Below are 21,436 nucleotides of genomic sequence, written 5' to 3'. Positions count from 1 at the left end.
GGGTCCGAGAAGGTCAGGCCCACCAATTCCGCTGCGGGCGGTCGCCGTAGTACGCTTCGGGGTCCAGCAGTTCCGCCTCGATCACCTCGACCTCGTCGACCTCGGCCGGTCTATGGTTGGCGCGGCGGGCGGGCAGGCCAGCGGGCGCGCCAACGGCGGTTGGCGGCGCATCCCCGGACGAGGCCGCCGTCTCCGCCGGCGGCGGCATGTCGGGCTTGCGCGGCCGGCGGAACACGACCGTGAGGACGTTGTCGCTCTCCGGCAGCGTTTCCTCCGGCACGATGCCGTAGGCGCCGGCACCGGTGGTGACCGCGGCGTCTTCGTCGAGCAGCAGCATCAGGCGGCTGGGTCCGGTCAGGTCGGGGACCGCCGCCCGCTCCCGCAGCACGCGGCGGATCTGCCGGCCGGCCGGGCCGAGCAGCGCGTGGCCGCGCAGGAACAGCATGCGCTGGGAATCCGCGCGGAGCTGGCCGACGTGTTCCGGATTGCGCAGGATCGAGCGGGCCAGCGCGAAAATCCGGCTCTCGTGCACGATCAGCCGGACCGCGCCTTGCATCATCAACAGGATGCCGCCGACGGCGAACACCTCGGTGCTCATCGGAAAGCCGAAGGCGGACAGCACCAGGGCGGTCGAGCAGTACAGCGTGGCCTCGCGCTGCCAAAAGGTGCCGCGCAGCACCTCCGTGATACCGCTGGACCCGACCCGGGCCTCCGCCCAGCGGCGGGCGGTCTTGGGCACCTCGCGCGCGAGCGCGCCGGCGTCGAACGGGCTCTCACCGCCGGTCAGCAGCTCCGAGGTACCGGGCAGCAGGCGGGCGTAGCGCAGTTGCAGCATGGGCGAGCCGGCCGGGCCGTCGACGGCGTAGACCGCGCGCGGGTGTCCGGTGTCGGGCAGCAAGTGGACGGCGATGCCGATCCCCCAGCCGCGCGCCTGTTCGCCGGTCAGGCCGTGGCGTTGCAGCGCCGCCAGCGCGGCGCGCGCCGGATTCCGGGCTTGGACGCGGTAGCGGGCGCTGGTCGGGTTCAGGCAGCGTGCGCCGGGCGCGATCGCGGCTTCCCATTCGGCCAGCACGGAACCTGTCCGGCCCGTACGGCTGCCCGCACCCGGGGTTTCGGCGGCGCCTTCGGGCGCCTGCCTGGGCCCGCCGCGCGTCTCGTCCACTGCCTTGTCCATCGGATCCCGTCATTACCTATGCGGGTGCCCGGCAAGCTTGCCGGCCGGTCGGGCAACAAAAGGTTAATGCCGGTGGCGTCCTAAAGCCGGCGCAGCAGCCACATGAAATAGACGCCCCCGATCAGACAGGCGGCCAGCCCGGCCGGAAGTTCGTAGGGCAGCAGCACCGCCCGGCCGACCCAGTCGGCCAGGACCAGAAGCCCGACCCCCAGGCCGCTCGCGCCCAGGATCTGCGCGCGCGGCCGGCGCAAGCCCAACATCGACGCCAAGTGCGGGGCCATCAAACCGACGAAGCTGAGCGGGCCGACCAATAGCGTGGCCGCCGCGGTGGCGAGCGCGGCCAGCAGCAGCAGCAGGCCGCGGGCGGTGCCGGCCGCCAGGCCGCGGGCCTGCGCCTGAGCGTCGCCGAGCGTGAGCAGGTCGATCCAGCGCGCCAGCAACACGGCGAGCGGGAGCACCACGGCGGCGGCGCCCGCGGTCCCCGCCACCGTCGCCCAGTCCGTGCCGTAGGTGGAGCCGGAGATCCACTGCAGCAGCGCGACCCAGAACGGGGTGCCGCTGACCGCGACCAGGCCGACGACGGCGTCGAATACCGCCTTGAGCGCGATGCCGACGAGCAGCACCCGTTCCGGCGCGTAACCGGTACGCTGGGCGAACACCATCAGCCCGCCGACGACCGCCAGCGCGCCCAGCGTCCCGGCGCCGAGCAGCAGCGGGTGGCCGGCGCCGGGCTGCAGGAACGTCGCGATCACCACCCCGGTCAGGGCGCCGCCGCTCAGCCCCAAGGATTCCGGGCTCGCCATCGGGTTGTGCAGCAGTCGTTGCAACAGGGTGCCGGCCACCCCCAGAAGCAGCCCGGCGCCGGCCGCGGACAGGACGCGCGGCAGGCGCCACGGCGCCTGCGCCAGCACCGCGCCGGGCGCCTGCACCAGCCAGCCGTCGGGCGCGTGCACGACGGTCATCGCCAGCAGGCAGACGAGCGGGAGGCCCAGCCAGATCAGGCCGAGCACCGGGCGACCGGCGCTGGGCGCGGTCGTGAACTGGGCGCCCTGGCCCGACGGGGTCCGGGCGTGCAGACCGCGCAGCAGCCACAGCATGATTGGGGCACCGACCAGCGCGGTCAGCGCCCCGGTCGGCAGCAGGCCAGGCAGCACACCCGACAGGCCTTGCACCAGCTGGTCCGCCAGGGTCAGCAGCAGACCGCCGAGCACCGGCGCCCAGAGCAGGCGCTGGCGCATCCGCCAGGCGCCCAGCAGGCGCGCCAGCGCCGGCGCGGCCAGACCGATGAAGGCGACGACGCCGACCGCGCTGACCACGCAGGCGGTGAGGTAGACCGCGACCGCGAGGCTCAGGACGCGCGCGCGCGGCAGGTTCAGGCCCAGGCCGTGCGCGCTGCCGTCGTCCAGCGTCATCACGCCGAGCGGCCGCTGCAGCAGCGTCAGCGCAAGCAGGCCGGCGGCCAGCCGCGGCAGCAGGAAAGTCAGCTCGCGCCAGTCATGCTGGGTCAGGACGCCGCTGCCCCAGATCAGCACAGCGTTCAGGTCGTGTTGAAACAACAGCAGCAGGCCGGCGTTGACCGCGCCGAGGTAGAGGCTGATCACCAAACCGGCGAGCACCACCGTCGCCGGATCGAGCTGCCGGCGCCAGCCGAGCGCGAGCACCAGCGCCAATGCCAGCGCGCCGCCCAGCATCGCCGCCGGTTCGCGCAGGCTTGTCAGCAATTCCGGGGCCAGCAGCGTCAGCAGCGACAGCGCCAGCTGCGCCCCCGCCGCGACGCCCAGCGTCATCGGCGAGGCGATCGGATTGCGCAACACCTGCTGCATCACCGTGCCGGCCGCTGCCAGGCCGGCGCCGGCGACGAAGCTGACCGCCAGGCGCGGGGCAAAGCCGTAGAGCAGCTTGACCGTCTCGTAAGACGCGCTTGCCGGCCGTTCGAGCGCCGGCCAGAACCCGCCAAGCCCGCCCAGGGTGTGCAGGTTCGCCCCCGTCGCCACCAGGGTCGCGACTGCGAGCAGCAGGCCCCAAGCCGGCGGGAGGATCTGCGCGCGCCGGCTAGCGGCGGTCATAGACATGCCGCGCCAGGAGCCGCGCGAACCGGATCGCCGAGAGCACGCCGCCGGCGCCCCAGACCGCCGGCAGGCGGTGGACCTGCCCGCTGCGCACGGCCGGCAGCGCCTGCCAGATCGGGCTTCCGTCGAGCACGCCCGCGGCCGCGGTCGGCACCGGTTCCAGCACGATCAGGTGATCGGCCGACGCCGTCAGTTGGGCGAGCGGGATCAGCGCGAAGCCCCAGCCGTTGGTGGCGCCATCCCAGGCGTTTTCGATGCCGGCGCGGTCGAACACCGACTGGAACAGGCTGCCCTGGGCGTAGACGCGCACATGGTCCGCGTCCTGGAACTGCACCAGATAGACTTGGTCGGGCCGCTCGCGGTCGGCCACTTTGGCCGCCAGATGCCGGATCTGCCGCTCCAGCCGCGCCGTCACGTCCGCGAAGGCGTCCCGGCGGTCCAGCCGGTTCGCGAGCGTCCGCGTGACCTCGATCGCGCGGGCCAGCGGGTCGCCGTCGGCGGGATAGATCGTCAGCGCCTCGACCGGCGCGATCGGTTTCAGGCGCTCCGGCAGGTCCCGCAGGAAGCGGGAGGTGAGGATCAGGTCCGGATCGCTCGCGGCGAGCGTGGTCAGGCTGGGCGCGAAGCGCAGGCCGATGTCGACCGTATCCGCCGGCAGCTCCGGGGCGACCACCCATTCCCGGTAGCCGCGCAGGTTGGCGACCGCGACCGGGGCGACGCCGAGCGCCATCAGGGTTTCCGTCAGGTCCCAGGTGATCGCGGCGACGCGGGGCGGATCGCCCGCGCGCGCGGGCGGGACCAGCAGCAGCACCGCGGCGAGCGCAACCGCGACCGTCCGCAGCCGTCGCCGCATCGAGACGCGGGCTTGAGGGATGCCAGTCATGCAGCAGTATAGCCGTTCTCGGGAGGCCGGGGCGCCGGGCACGAGCGGATGTCCGCCGCCCCGGCTTACCGTGCAGTTAGGGTGAACTTCAGCCGGAAGGCCGATCTGACCTTCCGGCATTTCACGCTCGCCGGCGTTTCGCGCTAGAGCAAAATCGATGAAGGTCGCTTTGACCTTCATCGTGAATTTTGCTCTAACTGCTTGAAGAGAGAGCAAGAATCAGCTGAAAGGTGGCTTCACCTTTCAGCATCTTGTTCTAGAAGGTGAGGTAGGTCTTGAGCAGCGCGGTCCGGCCCTCGCCGTAGCCGCACGTCTCGGCTCCCCTACAGCCGGCGACGTAGCGTTCGTCGAACACGTTGTTGACGTTCAGCGAGATGCCCCAGCCGTCGTGGTCGTAGCGCACGGCCGCGTCCACCGTCGTCGCCCCTGGAACCTTCAAGGTGTTGGCGTTGTCGGCATAGGACACCCCCTGGTAGCGAACGCCGCCCCGAAGCCGAGCCCTTTGAACGTCCCCGTGTCGACCGTGTAGTCGAGCCAGACCGAGGCCAGCGTCTCCGGAACCAGGCGCGGCTGGTTGCCGACGATGCTCTGATCGATGTCGTCGACGATCTCCAGGTCGTAACGGCTCAGGGCCGCGGTTAGCTTGAGGTTGTCGGTGACGTTCGCCTTGGCCTCCAGTTCGACCCCGCGCGACCGGATCTCGCCGACCGTGGAGTAGGTGGTGCTGCCGCCCTGAAAGACGGTTTGCAGAGTGTTTCGGCGGGTCAGCTCGAACACCGACGCGGTCAACAGCGCCTGCATGAAGGTTGGCTGATACTTCACGCCGGCTTCGTACTGGTCGCCGGTTTGCGGGCCGACCGGGTCACCGTTGCCGTCGGTACCGATCTGCGGCTCGAAGAAGCGGGCGGCGCTGACGTAGGGCGTGACCCCGTTGTCGAACCCGTAGGCGAGGCCCGCACGGCCGCTGAAGGCACCGTCCTGGTCGCGATAGTCGGCGTCTCCCGCGGTGCGGTCGTTGCGGTCGATCCAGGTTCGATCGTACCGCCCGTTGAGCGTCACGATCCAGCCATCGCCGACCTTCACCTGGTCCTGCGCGTAAAGCCCCAGGCGATCCAGGGTGATCGACTCGTCGGTATAGGGATCGGCTAGCGTCAGCCCGCTGTTGCCATACGTCGGGTTGATCGGATCGAGATCCGGCGCGCTGCCGGATGCCTGCCACTGGTCGATCCGGTATTGCTCGTACGACACGCCGGTCACCAGCTCGTGCGACAGCGGCCCGGTCTCGACGTCGAAGATGGCCTGATTGTCGGTCTGAAGCAGATCGGCCGTGGTGTCGTGGGCGAAATTGGTCCGGCCGAGCACGTCGTCGCTGGTATCTGTGTCGTAGGGATAGGCGAACTCTTCCCGCCGTTCGACGTGGAACCAGCGGGAGGTCGAGCGCAGTGTGAGCGTGTCGTTCAGCTGCCGCTCCAGGTCGTAGCCGATCGACGCTTGCTGGGCCTCGAAGTCGTCGCTGGCCGGTTCGGCGTAGTACAGGTCGCGCGGGATGTAGCCGTAGGAGGCCCGCTCGACCGTGCCCTTGTATGGCAGGAAGCCGTTATTGGTGTGGCGCTGCTCGTCGTACTGGTAAGTGGCGAACAGTTCCAGGCGGGTGTCGTCGTCCGGTTCGAACAGCAGGCTCGGCGCGATCACGCCGCGGAAGTTGTCGGCATATTCGACCTGCGTGTCGCCGCCCTTGACCTTGCCGACCACGCGGTAGCTCCACGGGCCGTCGTCGCTGACCTGGTCGCCGATGTCGAAGCCGACGTAGCCGTTCGGGGAGTCGGTGATGCCGGCCTCCAGGTAGCGAATGCGCTGACCGTTCGCGCGCTTGGAGCGCTTGTTGACCAGGCCGCCCGCGCTGGCGCCGCCGTACAGCACCGACGCCGGGCCGCGCAGCACTTCGATGCCCTCCAGCAGGAAGGGATCGGTGATGATGCCGGCGAAGGCGTAGGAATATTGCTGCAGACCGTCCAGGAACATCCCGGTCTGGGTAACGTCGAAGCCGCGGATGTAGGCCCAGTCGGTATCGGTATCGACGCCGAACGGCTGGGCGAACACGCCGGGGGTATAGCGCAGCGCCTCGTCGACCTTCTGGGCACCGCGGTCATCCATCTCCTCGCGGCCGATCACGGAAACCGACTGCGGGATCTCCTCGATCGGGGTGGCGGTCTTCGATCCGGCGGTGGCTTCGCTCGGCACGTAGCCCTCGGGCGGGGCCGGGTCGGCGACGCCGCCGACCTGATCGCCCTCGATGACCAGGGTCGGCAGTTTCACGCTGTCACCGCCGTCCTGCTGGGCGACGGCGGGCGTGCCGGACAACGCGGCCAGCATCAAACAGGGTAGACAGCGGCGGAATGGGGGCTTGGAAGCTGACACAATTTGCCTCCTGCGTTGCACGCGGTGTCGTTGGATTTGTGCGGACGCACGCCGATCCGGCGGCCGATAGGCCGCACTTTCACAGCCGCCGGTCGCGGGCGGGTGCGCGGGATCTGCGTCGCCGATGAGGGCGGGATCTGGGAGCAGCGGCGCCGAACGTACGCCGAGCCGACCGGCAACCGAGGGGGGCCGCCGGCGGGTCGATGACTGCGCGTCGAGCTAGAGCAAAATCGATGAAGGTCGAGCCGACCTTCATCGTGAATTTTGCTCTAACTGCTTGAAGAAAGAGCAAGATTCAGCTCAAAAGTGGCTTCACCTTTCAGCATCTTGCTCTAGCCGGCGCTTAGGGTCCGGGCGGGACCCACATCATCACTTTGGTCGACATCGTCACGGCACGGGCCCACCTTTCGGTCCAGAGTGCGGCCGACCATATTGAGAATGAGGTGCAATTGCAATAACGGAAGTCAGGTGCAGCCCCGCCCGGCCCGTCGCGCGGCAGACCGCCGGCGACGCGCCGCGGCTCGGCCATCCGGCGCCCGTTACGCGCCGATCTGGTCGCGCAGCATCTCAGCCAGCGACGGCAGCGTCGCCCGGTCGATCCGGGTTTCCGGGTCCCAGAGGCCCGCCTGCATCAGCGCCTTGCTGCAATGCAGGTAGACTGCGTCCACCGCGACCCGCAGCACCGACCGCGGCCGCTTGCCGTCGACCTCGAACGTCTGCCGCAAGGCCTCCGAGACGACAATCTCAGCGCGGCCCCGAACCCGCAGGGTCTCGTCCACGCCGGGGATCAGGAAAACCAGGCTGACGGCCGGGCACTCGACGACGTTCTGCAGGGAATCCAGCCGGTTGTTCCCCGCCAGGTCGGGCAGCAGCAGGGTTTGCTCGCCGTCCGCCCGCACGAACCCCGGCGTCCCGCCGCGCGGGCTCGTATCCACGTTGCCGGCAGCCCCACAGGTCCCCAGAACGACGAACGGCGACAGCTCGACGAACCGCCGGGCGTGCCGGTCGAGGGCGCACAGCTGTTTTTGCCGGACCATCGGCTTGGCTTCGGGGTAGAGCGCCCGGAGTTGGTCAACCGTCTGGATCGTCTCGGTCATCTGCAGGCCGTCGGATGGAGGGGCGCGGAAGGCGAGGCGCCTGCGTTAAGCCAGCCACCGGGCCGGCTCAAGCCGGAAATGCGATACCCGGGTGATTATTCCGCGTCGCAAGCCTTGCCGTCAGCCGCGGGCGGTGGCGCTGGTGCGGTGCAGCAGGTTAGATTGTCCGGCCGATGGGAAACTGCTATGCCTTCGCGCGCCCGTGACGCCCAGAGTCGCGCCGAGCCTGGGGCCAACCGGCCCGCGTGGCGGACGGGTGTGGGATGGGCACATCCGGTTTGCCGTGCCGGTTTCCCGTGGTTGTCCAGTGAAGGGACCGATTTTTGAGCGAGACGCCTCCGACCGACGGAAACGACGGTATCGAGCCGGTCACGATCGAGACCGAAATGCGCCGGTCCTACCTGGATTACGCGATGAGCGTGATCGTCAGCCGGGCGCTGCCGGACGTGCGCGACGGCCTGAAGCCGGTACACCGGCGCATCCTCTACGCGATGAAGGAAGGCGGTTACGACTACAACCGCCCGTACCGCAAGTCGGCCCGCATCGTCGGCGACGTGATGGGTCAGTACCACCCGCACGGCGACGCCGCGATCTACGACGCCATGGTGCGCATGGCCCAGTATTTCTCGATGCGCGTCAAGCTGGTCGACGGGCAGGGCAACTTCGGGTCGATGGACGGCGACCCGCCGGCGGCCATGCGGTACACCGAGGCCCGGCTCGCCCGCGTCGCCTCCGAGGCGCTGCTGGAGGATATCGATCGCGACACGGTCGACTTCCAGGACAACTACGACGAGACCACGCGCGAACCGACGGTTCTGCCGGCGCGGTTCCCGAACCTGCTGGTCAACGGGGCCGGCGGCATCGCCGTCGGCATGGCGACCAACGTGCCGCCGCACGATCTGGCCGAGGTGATCGACGCCTGCTGCGCCTACGTCGACGATCCAAACGTGTCGGTCGACGACCTGATGCAGTACGTCCCGGGCCCGGACTTCCCGACCGGCGGCGTGGTGATCGGGCGCAAGGGCATCCGCGACGCCTACCACACCGGCCGCGGCTCGATCCTGGTGCGCGGCAAGACGCACTTCGAGGACCTGGGCAAGGATCGCAAGGCGATCGTGATCTCCGAGGTGCCCTATCAGGTGAACAAGGCCCGGATGGTCGAGCGGATCGCCGAGCTGGTCCGCGACAAGGGCATCGAGGGCATCTCCGACCTGCGCGACGAGAGCGACCGCGACGGTCTGCGCGTGGTGATCGAGTGTTCGCGCGGCGCTCAGCACGAGGTGGTGCTGAACCAGTTGTATAAGCACACCCCGCTGCAGACGACCTTCGGCGTCAACCTGCTGGCGCTCAACGGCGGCCGGCCGGAGATGCTGTCGCTGAAGGACGTGATCGCCGCGTTCGTCGCGTTCCGCCAGGAGGTGATCCGCCGGCGCACCGCCTACGAGCTGCGCCGGGCCCGCGAGCGGGCGCACACCTTGGCCGGGCTGGCCGTCGCGGTCGCCAACATCGACGAGGTGATCCAGCTGATCCGCCACGCGCCGAACCCGGAGTCCGCGCGCCAGGGCCTGCTGGAGCGCGCCTGGCCGGCGGCCGAGGTGGCACCGCTGATCGGGATCATCGACGAACCCGGCCACCGCGTCGCCGACGACGGCACCTACAAGCTTTCGGAAGCCCAGGCGAAGGCGATCCTGGACCTGCGGCTGCACCGCCTGACCGGCCTCGAGCGGGAGAAGATCGAGGGCGAGCTCAAGGAGATCGTCGACAAGATCCAGGAATACCTGGAAATCCTGCGCTCGCGCGAAAAGCTGATGGCGGTGTTGCGCGAGGAGCTGGTCCAGGCCAAGACGAAGTACGCCGACGGCCGGCGCACCGAGCTGCAGGACGCCGAGTTCGAGCAGGACGACGAGGCGCTGATCCCGCGCGAGGAAATGGTGGTGACCGTCTCCCACGCTGGCTACGTCAAGCGCGTCCCGCTCAGCGCCTACCGGGCGCAGCGGCGCGGCGGCAAGGGCCGCTCGGGGATGTCGACACGCGACGAGGATTTCGTCAGCCAGGTGTTCGTCTGCGACACCCACACCCCGGTGCTGTTCTTCTCGTCCCGCGGCATGGCCTACAAGCTGAAGGTCTACCGCCTGCCGGCCGGCCAGCCGGCGTCGCGCGGCAAGCACGTGCGCAACCTGTTGCCGCTGGAGCAGGACGAGACGATCTCCACCGCGATGCCGCTGCCGGAGGACGAGGACGCCTGGGGCGACATGTTCGCGATGTTCGCCACCGCCAGCGGCAACGTCCGCCGCAACAGCCTGTCCGACTTCACCAACGTGAAGGCGAACGGCAAGATCGCCATGAAGCTGGACGAAGGCGACCGGTTGGTCTCGGTGCGCGTCGCGGAAGGCGGGCAGGACGTGTTGCTGGCAAGCCTGCGGGGCAAGGCGGTGCGCTTCCCGGTCACCGACGTCCGCGTCTTCAAGGGCCGCGACAGCACGGGCGTGCGCGGCATGCGGCTGGGCGGCGACGACCAGGTGATCTCGATGTCGATCCTGCACCACGTCCAGGTCACCACGGACGAGCGCGAGGCCTACTTGCGCTACGCCACGCAGAAGCGCCGCCAGGCCAACGGCGAGGGCACCGGCGAGGAGACCGGGCTGACGCCCGAAAGCGCCGCGACCGCGGAGATCAGCGCCGACCGGCTGCGCGAGCTGGAAGCCCACGAGGAGTTGCTGCTGACCGTCGGCGACGACGGCTTCGGCAAGCTGACCCCGGCCTACGAATACCGGATCACCAGCCGCGGCACCCAGGGCATCACCGCCATGGACCTCGCGCGCGGCAAGGGCAGCGCGCAGATGATCGCCGCCTTCCCGGTCGATCCGAACGATCAGGTGATGGTGGTGACCGACGGCGGCCAGCTGATCCGCTGTCCGGTGCAGGGCATCCGGATCGCCGGGCGCAACACCCGCGGCGTACGCCTGCTGCGGGTCGCCCAGGGCGAGCGGGTGGTCGCGGTCGCGCATCTGGGGGAGCAGGACATCGAGGAGGCGGCCGAGGCCGCGGAGGCGCAGGGCGGCGCCGTGGCGGACCCGGCCGTGGCCGACACCACGCCGCCGGCGGACGCCCCCGACACCGGCGGCGACGCGCCGGACCCCGAACAGGACAGCTGAGCGCGGGCCCTGTGGGCCGGCATGCGCGCCGGCAATCCGGCCGGCGAACGACGGAGGCGAGGCGATGACCGGGCACAAACCCCTGATCGGCATCTACCCCGGTACGTTCGATCCGATCACGCTGGGCCATACCGATATCATCCAGCGGGCGACCAAGGTGGTCGATCACCTGGTCGTCGCGGTCGCCACCAACGCCGGCAAGGGCCCGCTGTTCGGCCCGGAGGAGCGGGTGTCGCTGATCCAGGAGGATCTGGCGCTGCTCGACACCAACGGCGCCAGCGTCGAGGTGCGGGCGTTCGACACGCTGTTGATGCATTTCGCCCAGGAGGTTGGGGCCCGCGTGATCCTGCGCGGCCTGCGCGCCGTCTCGGACTTCGAGTACGAGTTCCAGATGGCGTGCATGAACACCCGGATGAACCCGGAGATCGAGACCGTCTTCCTGACCGCGAGCGAGCGCCAGCAGTTCATCTCCTCGCGCTTCGTCAAGGAGATCGGCTCGCTCGGCGGCGACATCCGCTCGTTCGTCTCCAGCCGGGTTGCCGAGCACCTGGAAGCCCGCTTCGCCGCCCAGAACGACGGCGGCCGCAGCACCGCCGGCGGCACGGCGGGCTGAGCCTTTGTTTCGGAGCTCCGTGTCCTGATCCAACGCGGCGGTGGCTGGGGCGTTTCGGAGCGGTTGACCCCATAACCGCCGGCACCTAATTTCGCCCGCGCGTTCGGGGCCAAGATTGCTATCCGCCCCCGTCACGCCCCGGTGTGGGCCCGTAGCTCAGTTGGCAGAGCACCTGACTTTTAATCAGGTTGTCCTTGGTTCGAACCCAAGCGGGCCCACCATTTCCCGGCATGTCATTTCCCGAGTTCGATCGAACCCGATCGCGCATCCGAATCCGGTACACCGCGTCGCGGTTGTATCGTACAGTGCTGGTCTGCGATTTGCGCCGGTCGGCGCGGTGGATCGGGGAGGGCGCTTGTGGGTGGGATCGGGGTAGGCGGGATCGGGCGCGTCGTCAGGGTACTCGGCGGGGCGGGGCTCTTGAGCGCGGCCGGTCTGTCGGCGGCGTTCGCGGCGTCCTGCCCGGCGGAGCGGGACGATCCGCTGCTGCCGAGCGACCCCGCGCGGTGCCAGCGGGTGGCGCCGATCGTGGCGCAGCCGGCGGCGTTGCCGCTGGGCGCCTACGAGCGCCAGCTCGGCACCTACCTGCGGAACTTTTGCCACCGCGACGAAGCGGCCGGCTGGGTGCGCGACAAGACGGTCCGCGACACCGGTCCCTACGTCGCCAGCCTGATCGACGGCGAATGGGACGGCAGCGTCCGCGGCACGCACGCGCCCGTGGTGATCTGGTACAACGCGCCGATGGCTGCCTGGATCAAGGCCAACCGGCGCGAGGCCGACGCCGGCCGCGCGACGGACGCCGCCCCGGTCCCGGCCGATGCGATCCTGGTCAAGGAGATGTATCCGGGGCCGGCCTCGCGCTGCGCCGGAGTCGAGCCGACGCATCTGTTCCCGACCTCCGGCGCGGCCGTCATGGTGCGCGCGGCGCAGGCCAGCCAGGACGGCTGGTTCTGGGGCTGGTTCGGCTTCGACGACGCGTCCGGCTGGACGCCCGACTGGCCGGCGGACCCCAAGACCAACCGGCTCGCCTACATGGGCTTCGGGCAGTACTGCGTGAACTGCCACGCGTCCGCGCGCGACCACTTCACCTTCTCCGCGGCGAAGAACATGGCCGGCGAGCCGGGCGAGCCGCTGGTGTTCCTCAGCCAGGACTTCGCGCTGTCGCAGGACCTCGCGGACTCGCACCACACCACGGTCGTGCAGGCGCGCGACGACGCCGACCGGCTGGACACGCCGCTCGACAGCTACGCCCCGGCCTTCCTGGACGCCTTTTCCGGCGGCGAGACGCCCGCCTGGGCACCCGACAGCGCCAGCGTCGACCGGATGCCCTCTGAGACCTACGACAACGTCTGGATGGGGGCCGGGACGCCCACCGCGTCCGGCCAGTTCCTGACCAGCGACCAGTGCCTGGGCTGCCACGACGCCGGCAGCACCGGGCTGCAGTTCGACATGACCGCGCCCAACCCGCACCCGGAGCTGACGGGCGCGCTCTTGAACCTCTCGCCCTACGGCACTTGGCGCGGGTCGCCGATGGGCCTTGCCGGCCGCGACCCGATCTTCTTCGCCCAGATGGCGAGCGAGACGCAGCGCTTCCACCCCGATGCGCCCGAAGGCCTGGTGGAGAACACCTGCCTCGGCTGCCACGGCATCCAGGGCCAGCGGCAGTACGGCATCGACCGCCAGCTGGCCGGCCGGGACTGCGGCAGCTTCAGCCGCGACATGGTGGCCGCCGTGCCGTTCCCGGCGGACAACCCGAGCGCCCCGCACGCGGACTATGGCGCGCTGGCCCGCGACGGCATTTCCTGCACCTCCTGCCACCGGATGGTGCTGGGCGATGCCGCGACGCAGGCCAACGCCGGCACGCCGCGCAATGCCTGCGTGGAGCAGCGCCAAGCGCTGCTGAACCCGGACAACAGCGGCTTCGCCAGGACCTTCACCGGTTCCTTCCTGGTCGGCCCGGCGGACCGGATCTTCGGGCCGTTCCAGGACGTCAAGAGCGCGCCGATGCAAAGCGCGCTCGGCATCGTGCCGGAGCACAGCGACACCGTCGCCCGGTCCGAGGTCTGCGGCACCTGCCACACGGTCCACCTGCCGGTGCTGCATGACGGGCGGACGGTCGGCCGGGTTTACGAGCAGCTGACCTATCCGGAGTGGGCGTTCAGCGCCTACCGCACCGGCGAGGGGGTGAACGGCGAACCGCTGCCGGCCGGCCGCGGCGCGCGCGCGCAGTCCTGCCAGGACTGCCACATGCCGAGCGAGAACGCCGACGGCACGGCGAGCCGCAGCAAGATCGCCTCGATCCAGGAGATCAGCAACTTCCCGCAGGCCGAGTTCGCCAAGCCCGCGGAGGCACTCGACCTGCCGGTACGCGCGGGCTATTCGCGGCACACGCTGGTCGGCCTCAACGTGTTCCTGATCGAGATGGCCCAGCAGTTCCCGGACGTGCTGGGCATCCGGACCGAGGATCCGATGCTGGGCAAGAAAGGCGTGCCCGGCCTGAAGCTGACCGAGCAGCGAATGGTCCAGCAGGCGCGGGAGCGCACCGCGACGCTGTCGGTCGAGCGCCCGAAGATCGACGGCGGCACGCTCACCGCCAAGGTCACGGTGGAGAACCTGGCCGGGCACAAGTTCCCGTCCGGCGTCGGCTTCCGCCGCGCCTTCATCACCTTCGAGGTGCTGGACGCCGATGGCAGGGTGCTCTGGGCGTCCGGTGCGAGCGACCGGGCGGGGCGGATCGTCGACGCGGCCGGCCAGCCGGTCGACGGCGAGGTCTGGTGGACCGACGATTGCAGCGCCCGGATCGACCCGCTGGCGCGCAAGCATCAGCCGCACCATCAGCGGATCGACCGGCAGGATCAGGCGCAGGTCTACCAGGAGCTGGTGTCCACGCCCGCGCCCGCAGGGCCGGCGCAGTGCGGCCACGCGGCCGAGCCCGCCGGCCAGCTCACCACCTCGTTCCTGTCGATCTGCGCGGAGGTGAAGGACAACCGCTTGCTGCCGCACGGCTATCTGCCGACCGAGCAGCGGGTGGCGATCGCGCGGGCGCTCGGCGCCGGCGCGGAGATGGGGGAGGACGCCGGAACCACGGCGGTCAGCGACCCCGACTATGCGACCCCGGCCACCGGCGCCGGCGGCACCGACAGCCTGACCTACGCGGTCGATCTGGCCGGGCTCGACGGCACGCCGGCGACCGTCCGCGCCTGGCTGAGCTACCAGGCGACCCCGCCGTTCTATCTGCAGGACCGCTTCTGCACGGCCGAAGGCAAGGACCGGGACCGGCTGTTCTACCTGACCGGCAACCTGGACCTGACGGACAGCCCGGCCCCGGACTGGCGCCTCCAGGTGGGCGCGCGGGTGGAAGCGCACGTGTCGTCCCGGTGACGCGGGCCCGCGGCTTTCGCCGAGGCGTAAATATCCTTTCGGATACGTTAAGACTCCAAACAGTGACCCTCGGGTCAGCTATCCGGCAACCCGGGGGTCCGGCACTATCCTCACCAGCCGCGCTCGTTGTTTTTCCTCCAGCGCGCGGTCTTGGCCCCCGGCGTTTGGTGCCCGTCGGCGCCGGGGGCCGCCTCCCGTTTTCCGCACCGTTGCCGGCTTAGAAAATGCCGGCGTCGAGGCCGGCGGCCATCGCCTGGCCGAGCTCGCGCACCTCGTCGACGAAGCTGTCCTGGAACGCGCCCTGCAAGATCAGCGGTTCCTGCACCGGCCGCCAGCTGAGGCCCGTGGTGATGCCCTCGATCGCGCGCTTGGTGCCGGTGCCGTCCCGTCCGGCGCGGATGTAGGCGGCGAACGGCAGGCCCTGCTTGTCGTCGATCACGGCGTAGTAAGTGCGGTCGAAGAAGTCCTTCAGCGCCCCGGACATGTAGCCCAGGTTCTCAGGCGTGCCCAAGATCACGGCGTCGGCGGCCAGGACGTCGTCCGGCCCGGCCTGGAGCGGCGGCTTGCAGACCGTCTCCACCGTCTCGATCTCCGAGTCGCGCGCCCCCTCCAGGACCGCGTCGCGCAACCGGGCGAGGTTGGGCGACGGGGCGTGGGCGACCAGCAGCAGGCGTTTACATGTACTCATGGCCCCGAGGCTACGCTCGCCGCGCGCGCCCGACAAACCCACGCGACCGTCCGGCCCGCCCGGCGAAAAAGGGCTGACGGCCGGGCCCTGGGGTCCTTATATCGGGGCCGACCGATACCACCCGAGAAGAGCCGAGGCGACGATGCGACCGCAGACCGCGCTGGGCAGCCTGATCGCGCTGCTGTTTTACGCCGTCACCGGACTGGCGTTTCACCTGATCGCCTATGGCGAGGTCGACTGGAACGGCGCGTTCGTCTACGTCGCCATGGCCTTCTGGCCGCTGATGCTGGGCTGGGAGCTGCTGCGGATCGCCGCGATCGTGGCGGTCGTGGTGGTGATCGGCCTGGCCGCCTATGCGTTGCTGCGCGGGCTGTTGCAGCGGCTGGGCCGCCACGGCGGGCTGTAGCGCCGGCGCGCGACACATGTCGGATCCACCGAGCGAGAGCGTAAACCCGTGTCCGAAGCCAACAGCGGGATGCCCGAAACCAACCCGACGCCGCCCCGCCCCGCGGCCGGCGACACTGTCCACCGAATCAACGGGGTGGAGACGACCGATCCGTACGCCTGGCTGCGCACCGCGGACTGGCAGACCACCCTGAGCGATCCCAGCCGGATCGAGGACGGGATCCGCCGGCACCTGGAAGCGGAGAACGCCTATCTGGAGCACGTGCTGGCCGACGTCCGCGAGCTCAGGGAGACGCTCAAGGCTGAACTGCGCGGACGGATGCCGGAGCGCGAGGCCGGGGTGCCGGCGCCGGACGGGGACTGGGACTACTACGTCCGCTATCAGGAGGGCGCGCAGCATCCGCTGTGGTGCCGCTGGCCGCGCCGCAGCGCGGCGGCGGTGGAGCTGGTCGGGGAGGACGGGTTCGACGGCGAGCAGGTGCTGCTGGACGGCAACGCGGCGGCGGCGGGACAGGCGTTCTTCCGGCTGGGCGCCGCGGAGCACAGCCCGGACCACCGCTATTTCGCCTACGCCGTCGACCTGAATGGCTCGGAATACCATCGCCTGAAGCTGCTCGACACCGCGACCGGGAAGACCCACGACCTGGGCGCCGCGGCACTGCAGGGCGATCTGGTCTGGGCCAACGACTCGCGGACGCTGGTCTATACGGCGCTCGACGACAATCACCGCCCCTCGCGGGTTTACCGCACCGACGTCGCCGGGCGCGCGCACACGCTGCTCTACGAGGAGGCGGACCCGGCGTTCTACCTCGGCGTCGGCAAGACGGAGAGCCGCGCCCTGATCGTGATCGCCGGGTCCGACCACTCCGACACCACCGAGCTGCGCGCGCTCGACGCCGACCGGCCGGACGGCACGCCGCACCTATTGCACGCGCGCGTCCCCGAGTTGGACGTGCAGATCGCGACCTGGCGGGACCGCGCGATCCTGCTGACCAACGCCGACGGCGCCCGCGACTACAAGATCGTCGAGGCGCCGCTGGGCGCTCCGGCGCGGGCCAACTGGACCGACCTGGTGGCGCACCGGCCGGGCACGCTGATCAAGAGCTTCGCGGTGTTCGACCGCTATCTGGTGCGCCTCGAACTGGCGGACGCGCAGCCGCGGGTTGTGGTGCGCGAACTGGCGAGCGGCGCCGAGCATACGGTCGACCCCGGCCAATGGGGCGCGTCCGGCACCGGCGATCCGGCCTATTCGCTGTCCCTGGTGCCGGGAGACGAATTCCAGACCACGACGCTGCGCCTGGTCTATAGCTCCCCGCGCACGCCGCGGCGGACCTACGACTACGACATGGCGACCGGGTCGGCACGGCTGCGCAAGGAGCAGCGCGTTCCGAGCGGGCACGACCCGGAGACCTACCGGGTGGAGCGGCGTTGGGTGACCAGCCACGACGGCGCGGACGTGCCGGTGACGCTGCTTTACAAGGCCGACGCGCCGCCGCGGGCCGGCCGGCCGCTGCTGCTTTACGGTTACGGCGCCTACGGCATGGCGGTGCCGGCCAGCTTCTCGCCCGACCGGCTCAGCCTGGTGAACCGCGGCATGGTCTATGCGGTCGCGCACGTGCGCGGCGGCAGCGACCGCGGCTACGGCTGGTACCTGGACGGCAAGCTCGCCAACAAAGAAAACACGTTTCGCGATTTCATCGCGGTCGCCGACCGGCTGGTCGCCGACGGCGCGGTCAGCGCCGGCGACATCGTCGCCAACGGGCGCAGTGCCGGCGGCATGCTGATCGGCGTGATCGCCAACTGGCGCCCGGCGTTGTGGCGCGCGGTGGTCGGCGAGGTGCCGTTCGTCGACGTCTTCAACACGATGTGCGACGACAGTCTGCCGCTGACCCCGCCGGAATGGTCGGAATGGGGCGACCCGCTGCACGATTCCGATGCCACGCGGCGGATGCTGGGGTATTCTCCCTACGATAACGTGCGCCCGCAGGCCTATCCCAACGTGCTGGCGACCGCCGGCATCGCCGACCCGCGGGTGACCTACTGGGAACCGGCGAAATGGGTCGCCAGATTGCGCGCGCACCAGACGGGACCGGGCGAAATCCTGCTGCACACCAACATGTCCGCTGGCCACGCCGGGTCGGCCGGACGCTTTGCACGGCTGGACGAGGTCGCGCTGGTCCAGGCGTTCATGCTCAAGGTTGCCGGGCTCGCCGGCGGTTAAATCGGGCGTTCAACACTTCGGGACAGGAGGCGGGACGGGTGAAAGACAAACACAAGGCGCCGCTGGATTACGTACAGAACGGGCTGCAGGGCCTGCTCGGCAGCCTGACGATGCTGATCTACGGCGCGTTCGCGCTGCTGGTGCTGATGGTCGCGTTCGGCTTCGTCTACGCCATGCTGATCGGCTGACCGTCGGCTACCGCCGCGGTCAGTAGGTTTCGCACGGGTAGCTGGACTGCAGCGCCGCGGCGACGACGGTGGCAAGCTGCGTGTCGCCCGGCCACGGCTCACCGCGCGCGGGCTGGTTGATCTCCCGCATCACCGTCTCCTCAAAGGTGGTGCCGGTGGTGATGTCCTCCTCGACCGGGCAGAAGGTCGGCTCCAGCCCCTGTTCGCTCAGGTTGGTCTGCAAGCCGATCATGCCGTCGCGGATCCCGCTCAGGTAGCTGCGGATCAGCGGCGCGCCCCCGGGCATGGCCGCGTAGTTGCGGAACTGCTTCAGGCTCATCCCGGCTTCGGCCGGCGCGGCGTTCGCGAGCGCCAGCGCGACGGCGACCAGGGACGCCCCGACGGCGGCTTTCGGACGAAGGCAGCGGAGACTTGGCGACATCGGCACTCTCCCGGGGTGCAGGGCGCGCACACGGCGACGCCGGACGAACATGGCAGACGCGCAACCCCGGTTCCAGGTCCACGAGCCGCGCCCACGCGATACTGTACCTAAACCGGCGCAGCCCCGCGACCAGGACTTCGGGCAAGATACCGAAAGCTGTTATCCAGCGGTCGCCCAGCGACGGTCGCCTGCCTACCTGTGGCCAGCTTCGTCGTCGTAGCCGTGCTTGTTCGAAAAGTACACCAGCGCCATCAGACCGATCCCGAGCCCCAGGCTGAACACGACCCCGAGACCCATCGCCAGCAGGCCCATCCAGGATATGGTGACATCGCCCATCGCCACCCAGATGTAGGCCGACAGACCGCCGACGGCGGCCAGGACGGCGAGGGCGCAGAGGACGATGCTGCCAGTCTTCATCGCGCGGGTTCCCTGGCGGTGGCGGAGACGGGTGAGAGGTTGGGCCGTGCGGCCGGCAGTCCAGGTTCGGCTGGCGGGGCAGGCGACCACGAAAGCGCGCGCGGGGGCAAGCGACATCGCTTTGAAACACGGGCTGAAAATGCCCTTGCACAAGCGCGACCGGTGCGATACATGACCGGCGGATCGCGGCGGGGGCCGCGGTTCACCGGACTTTCCGCGGCTGTGGCGGAATTGGTAGACGCGCAGCGTTGAGGGCGCTGTGGGGGTAAACCCCGTGCAGGTTCAAGTCCTGCCAGCCGCACCATCCGCCTCACCGATGGCTAGGGTGCGCCGCGGAACCGAAAGTCCGGCCGAGACAACTCCCGCCCGTGCGGCTGTGGCGGAACTGGTAGACGCGCTGTCTTCAGGTGGCAGTGGGCGTAAGCCCGTGCAGGTTCGAGTCCTGCCAGCCGCACCATTCTTCTGTTGGTGTGTTTCCCCGAACGCAATCGATGTCCGGACGACCGCCGGGTGGCGGGCGCGCCGCCGCGCGTACGGACGGTGTACGTCCGTGCGTACGTGTCACCGGTCGCAAGGAAGCCGGCTGCCGGCATGGCATGCTGGTGGGAAACGCGCGCGGCTGCTACATCTAGGGCACGTTGCTCGTAGGCCGCTTCGGCCTTCAAGCAACGTGCCCGAGTAACCGTGAGTGCAACGGCCCCCGGAGGCGTCTGCTAGGCCGCGATGACGCGTCAATCCGACAAGAACCAGCCGGATCGCGGAACTTCCGGACGTGACCCCTATGCCCTGGTCGCCAAGCCCACGGGCGGGCTCGCCAGCAAGCTGCGCAACTACTTCCTGGCCGGCCTGCTGATCGCGGCTCCGGTGTCGATCACGCTGTGGCTGACCTGGGAATTCGTGTCCTTCGTCGACGCCACCCTGACGCCGCTGATCCCACCGCAATGGCGTCCGCGCACCTACCTGCCGTTCGACGTGCCCGGGGTTGGGTTGGTCATCGCGGCGGTCGGCCTGATCACGATCGGCGTGCTCGCCACCGGCCTGCTGGGCCGCTGGGCGATGCGTGAAGCCGAGAAGCTGGTCGACCGCGTGCCGGTCGTCCGCTCGGTCTACGGCGCGATCAAGCAGATCTTCGAGACCGTGCTGGCGCAGCGCTCCAACGCCTTCCGGCAGGTCGTGCTGGTCGAATACCCGTGCCGCGGCACCTGGGCGATCGGCTTCATCACCGGCACGACCAAGGGCGAGGTGCAGACGATCACGGACGAGGAGGTTGTCAACGTCTTCGTCCCGGCGACGCCCAATCCCTCGACCGGCTTCCTGCTGTTCATCCCGAAGAGCGACGTGCGCCTGCTCGACATGTCGACCGAGGAGGCGGCCAAGCTGATCATCTCCGGCGGCATCATCACCCCGCCGGAGCGCGCCGAGCCGTTTCCGCCGGCGCAGGCGGAGCCGGGCGCGGTGGCGGAGAGCGACATCTCCACCGCCATGGCCTCCAACGTGCTGGAACAGGAACTGGCGCGCCAGGAGCAGGAAAAGACCGGCGACGACGGCCGCCGCGGCTTCGGCCTGCTGGCCCGGTTGCGCAACTACTTCTTCGCCGGCGTGCTGGTGACCGCGCCGATCTCGATCACCGTCTGGATCACCTGGAACATCGTCGCGTTCGTCGATTCCCGCGTCACCCCGCTGATGCCGCCGGCCTGGAACCCGGAGAGCTACCTGCCGTTCTCGGTGCCCGGGATCGGCGTGTTCGCGGTGTTCATCGTCCTGACCCTGGTGGGCATGTTCGCCACCGGCCTGATCGGCCGGTTGCTGACCAGCGCCTACGAACGGCTGCTCAACGGCCTGCCGGTGATCCGCTCGGTCTACGGCGCGACCAAGCAGATCTTCGAGACGGTGCTGGCGCAGCGCTCCAACGCCTTCCGGCAGGTCGTGCTGGTGCAGTATCCGCGCCCGGACAGCTGGGCGCTCGCCTTCGTCACGGCCGAGACCGCGGGCGACGTCGCGCGGAAGGCCCCCAAGGAATCGATCAACGTGTTCCTGCCGACCACGCCCAATCCGACCTCCGGATTCCTGCTGTTCGTGCCGAAGGCGGAGGCGAAGGTGCTGAGCATGACGGTCGAGGAGGGGGCAAAGATGATCATCTCAGGCGGTATCATCACCCCGCCGGCGCCGCCGGAGCGCGCCGACGGCGCACAGGACGGCGACGCGGCCCCGAGCCCGGCCGCGGCGCAGCCGGGCGGCGGCCGCTAGAGCAAGATGCTGAAAGGTGAAGCCACCGTTCAGCTGAAGCTTGCTTTAAAAACGCCACG

16 protein-coding genes and 3 tRNA genes are annotated in these 21,436 nt (G+C 69.8%); 10 read left to right on the top strand and 9 right to left on the bottom strand.

The genetic code is table 11. The annotated features are described in order from the left end of the window. Nucleotides 1-13: 13 nt before the first annotated feature. From CKO28_RS11610 to CKO28_RS11585, 6 genes are all read right to left on the bottom strand, one after another. Complete coding sequence (locus tag CKO28_RS11610) at nucleotides 14-1,174, bottom strand: hypothetical protein (RefSeq protein ID WP_200340942.1); 1,161 nt, start codon at nucleotides 1,172-1,174, stop codon at nucleotides 14-16. A gap of 80 nt (nucleotides 1,175-1,254) precedes the next feature. Further along, complete coding sequence (fhuB, locus tag CKO28_RS11605) at nucleotides 1,255-3,240, bottom strand: Fe(3+)-hydroxamate ABC transporter permease FhuB (RefSeq protein ID WP_200340941.1); 1,986 nt, start codon at nucleotides 3,238-3,240, stop codon at nucleotides 1,255-1,257. Continuing rightward, nucleotides 3,227-4,126 (bottom strand): ABC transporter substrate-binding protein, encoded by a 900-nt coding sequence (locus CKO28_RS11600; RefSeq protein WP_200340940.1) that lies wholly within the window; start codon nucleotides 4,124-4,126, stop codon nucleotides 3,227-3,229. The genes fhuB and CKO28_RS11600 overlap by 14 nt, the downstream gene beginning before the upstream one ends. A gap of 256 nt (nucleotides 4,127-4,382) precedes the next feature. After that, entirely contained in the window at nucleotides 4,383-4,592 is a 210-nt protein-coding gene (locus CKO28_RS28870) for a TonB-dependent receptor (RefSeq protein WP_200340939.1), read from the bottom strand. Next, nucleotides 4,562-6,499 carry a TonB-dependent siderophore receptor gene (locus CKO28_RS11590; RefSeq protein WP_200340938.1) on the bottom strand — a complete coding sequence of 646 codons (1,938 nt, stop codon included), beginning with the start codon at nucleotides 6,497-6,499 and terminating at the stop codon, nucleotides 4,562-4,564. Before CKO28_RS11590 ends, CKO28_RS28870 begins: the two co-directional genes overlap by 31 nt. Before the next feature lie 584 nt (nucleotides 6,500-7,083). Continuing rightward, complete coding sequence (locus CKO28_RS11585; protein ID WP_200340937.1) at nucleotides 7,084-7,641, bottom strand: MSMEG_1061 family FMN-dependent PPOX-type flavoprotein; 558 nt, start codon at nucleotides 7,639-7,641, stop codon at nucleotides 7,084-7,086. Between the two features lie 323 nt (nucleotides 7,642-7,964). Between CKO28_RS11585 and gyrA the strand changes: the two genes are divergently transcribed. The 4 genes from gyrA (at nucleotide 7,965) to CKO28_RS11565 (ending at nucleotide 14,790) form a co-directional block, all read left to right on the top strand. Further along, nucleotides 7,965-10,796 (top strand): DNA gyrase subunit A, encoded by a 2,832-nt coding sequence (gene gyrA, locus CKO28_RS11580; protein WP_274610952.1) that lies wholly within the window; start codon nucleotides 7,965-7,967, stop codon nucleotides 10,794-10,796. A 64-nt stretch (nucleotides 10,797-10,860) separates the two neighbouring features. Then, the gene (gene coaD, locus CKO28_RS11575; protein ID WP_200340936.1) at nucleotides 10,861-11,409 is read left to right on the top strand and encodes a pantetheine-phosphate adenylyltransferase; all 549 of its coding nucleotides are present in this window, start codon (nucleotides 10,861-10,863) and stop codon (nucleotides 11,407-11,409) included. 145 nt (nucleotides 11,410-11,554) lie between these two features. Further along, a tRNA-Lys gene (locus CKO28_RS11570) sits at nucleotides 11,555-11,630 on the top strand. Between the two features lie 199 nt (nucleotides 11,631-11,829). Beyond that, the gene (locus CKO28_RS11565; protein ID WP_200340935.1) at nucleotides 11,830-14,790 is read left to right on the top strand and encodes a hypothetical protein; all 2,961 of its coding nucleotides are present in this window, start codon (nucleotides 11,830-11,832) and stop codon (nucleotides 14,788-14,790) included. 217 nt (nucleotides 14,791-15,007) lie between these two features. Here CKO28_RS11565 and CKO28_RS11560 read toward each other — a convergent pair whose 3' ends face one another. Then, the gene (locus tag CKO28_RS11560) at nucleotides 15,008-15,478 is read right to left on the bottom strand and encodes a flavodoxin family protein (RefSeq protein WP_200340934.1); all 471 of its coding nucleotides are present in this window, start codon (nucleotides 15,476-15,478) and stop codon (nucleotides 15,008-15,010) included. Between the two features lie 142 nt (nucleotides 15,479-15,620). On the opposite strand from CKO28_RS11560, the gene CKO28_RS11555 reads away from it, so the two are divergent. From CKO28_RS11555 to CKO28_RS11545, 3 genes are read left to right on the top strand one after another with little or no spacing between them, the layout of a single operon-like run. Further along, nucleotides 15,621-15,884, top strand: a complete 264-nt coding sequence (locus CKO28_RS11555) for a hypothetical protein (protein WP_200340933.1) — start codon at nucleotides 15,621-15,623, stop codon at nucleotides 15,882-15,884. 48 nt (nucleotides 15,885-15,932) lie between these two features. After that, on the top strand, nucleotides 15,933-18,104 hold the full coding sequence (locus CKO28_RS11550; RefSeq protein ID WP_200340932.1) for a prolyl oligopeptidase family serine peptidase: 2,172 nt from the start codon (nucleotides 15,933-15,935) through the stop codon (nucleotides 18,102-18,104). Nucleotides 18,105-18,142: 38 nt separating this feature from the next. Further along, nucleotides 18,143-18,292, top strand: a complete 150-nt coding sequence (locus CKO28_RS11545; RefSeq protein WP_200340931.1) for a hypothetical protein — start codon at nucleotides 18,143-18,145, stop codon at nucleotides 18,290-18,292. A 19-nt stretch (nucleotides 18,293-18,311) separates the two neighbouring features. On the opposite strand, the gene CKO28_RS11540 is transcribed toward CKO28_RS11545, so the two are convergent. Together CKO28_RS11540 and CKO28_RS11535 are read right to left on the bottom strand one after the other, a co-directional pair. Next, the gene (locus CKO28_RS11540; RefSeq protein ID WP_200340930.1) at nucleotides 18,312-18,713 is read right to left on the bottom strand and encodes a hypothetical protein; all 402 of its coding nucleotides are present in this window, start codon (nucleotides 18,711-18,713) and stop codon (nucleotides 18,312-18,314) included. Nucleotides 18,714-18,905: 192 nt separating this feature from the next. After that, nucleotides 18,906-19,130, bottom strand: coding sequence for a hypothetical protein (locus CKO28_RS11535; protein WP_200340929.1), 225 nt, complete (start codon nucleotides 19,128-19,130; stop codon nucleotides 18,906-18,908). Nucleotides 19,131-19,346: 216 nt separating this feature from the next. On the opposite strand from CKO28_RS11535, the gene CKO28_RS11530 reads away from it, so the two are divergent. The 3 genes from CKO28_RS11530 (at nucleotide 19,347) to CKO28_RS28420 (ending at nucleotide 21,377) form a co-directional block, all read left to right on the top strand. Then, nucleotides 19,347-19,434 (top strand) — tRNA-Leu (locus CKO28_RS11530). Between the two features lie 66 nt (nucleotides 19,435-19,500). Next, nucleotides 19,501-19,587 (top strand) — tRNA-Leu (locus CKO28_RS11525). 266 nt (nucleotides 19,588-19,853) lie between these two features. Further along, nucleotides 19,854-21,377: a DUF502 domain-containing protein gene (locus CKO28_RS28420; protein WP_242480502.1), complete on the top strand. Its 1,524-nt coding sequence runs from the start codon at nucleotides 19,854-19,856 to the stop codon at nucleotides 21,375-21,377. Nucleotides 21,378-21,436: the final 59 nt, after the last annotated feature.

The organism is Rhodovibrio sodomensis (genome assembly GCF_016583645.1).
Lineage (GTDB): Bacteria > Pseudomonadota > Alphaproteobacteria > Kiloniellales > Rhodovibrionaceae > Rhodovibrio > Rhodovibrio sodomensis.
Note: the sequence above shows the minus strand (reverse complement) of the source record. Positions and strands in the feature narration are given on the sequence as shown.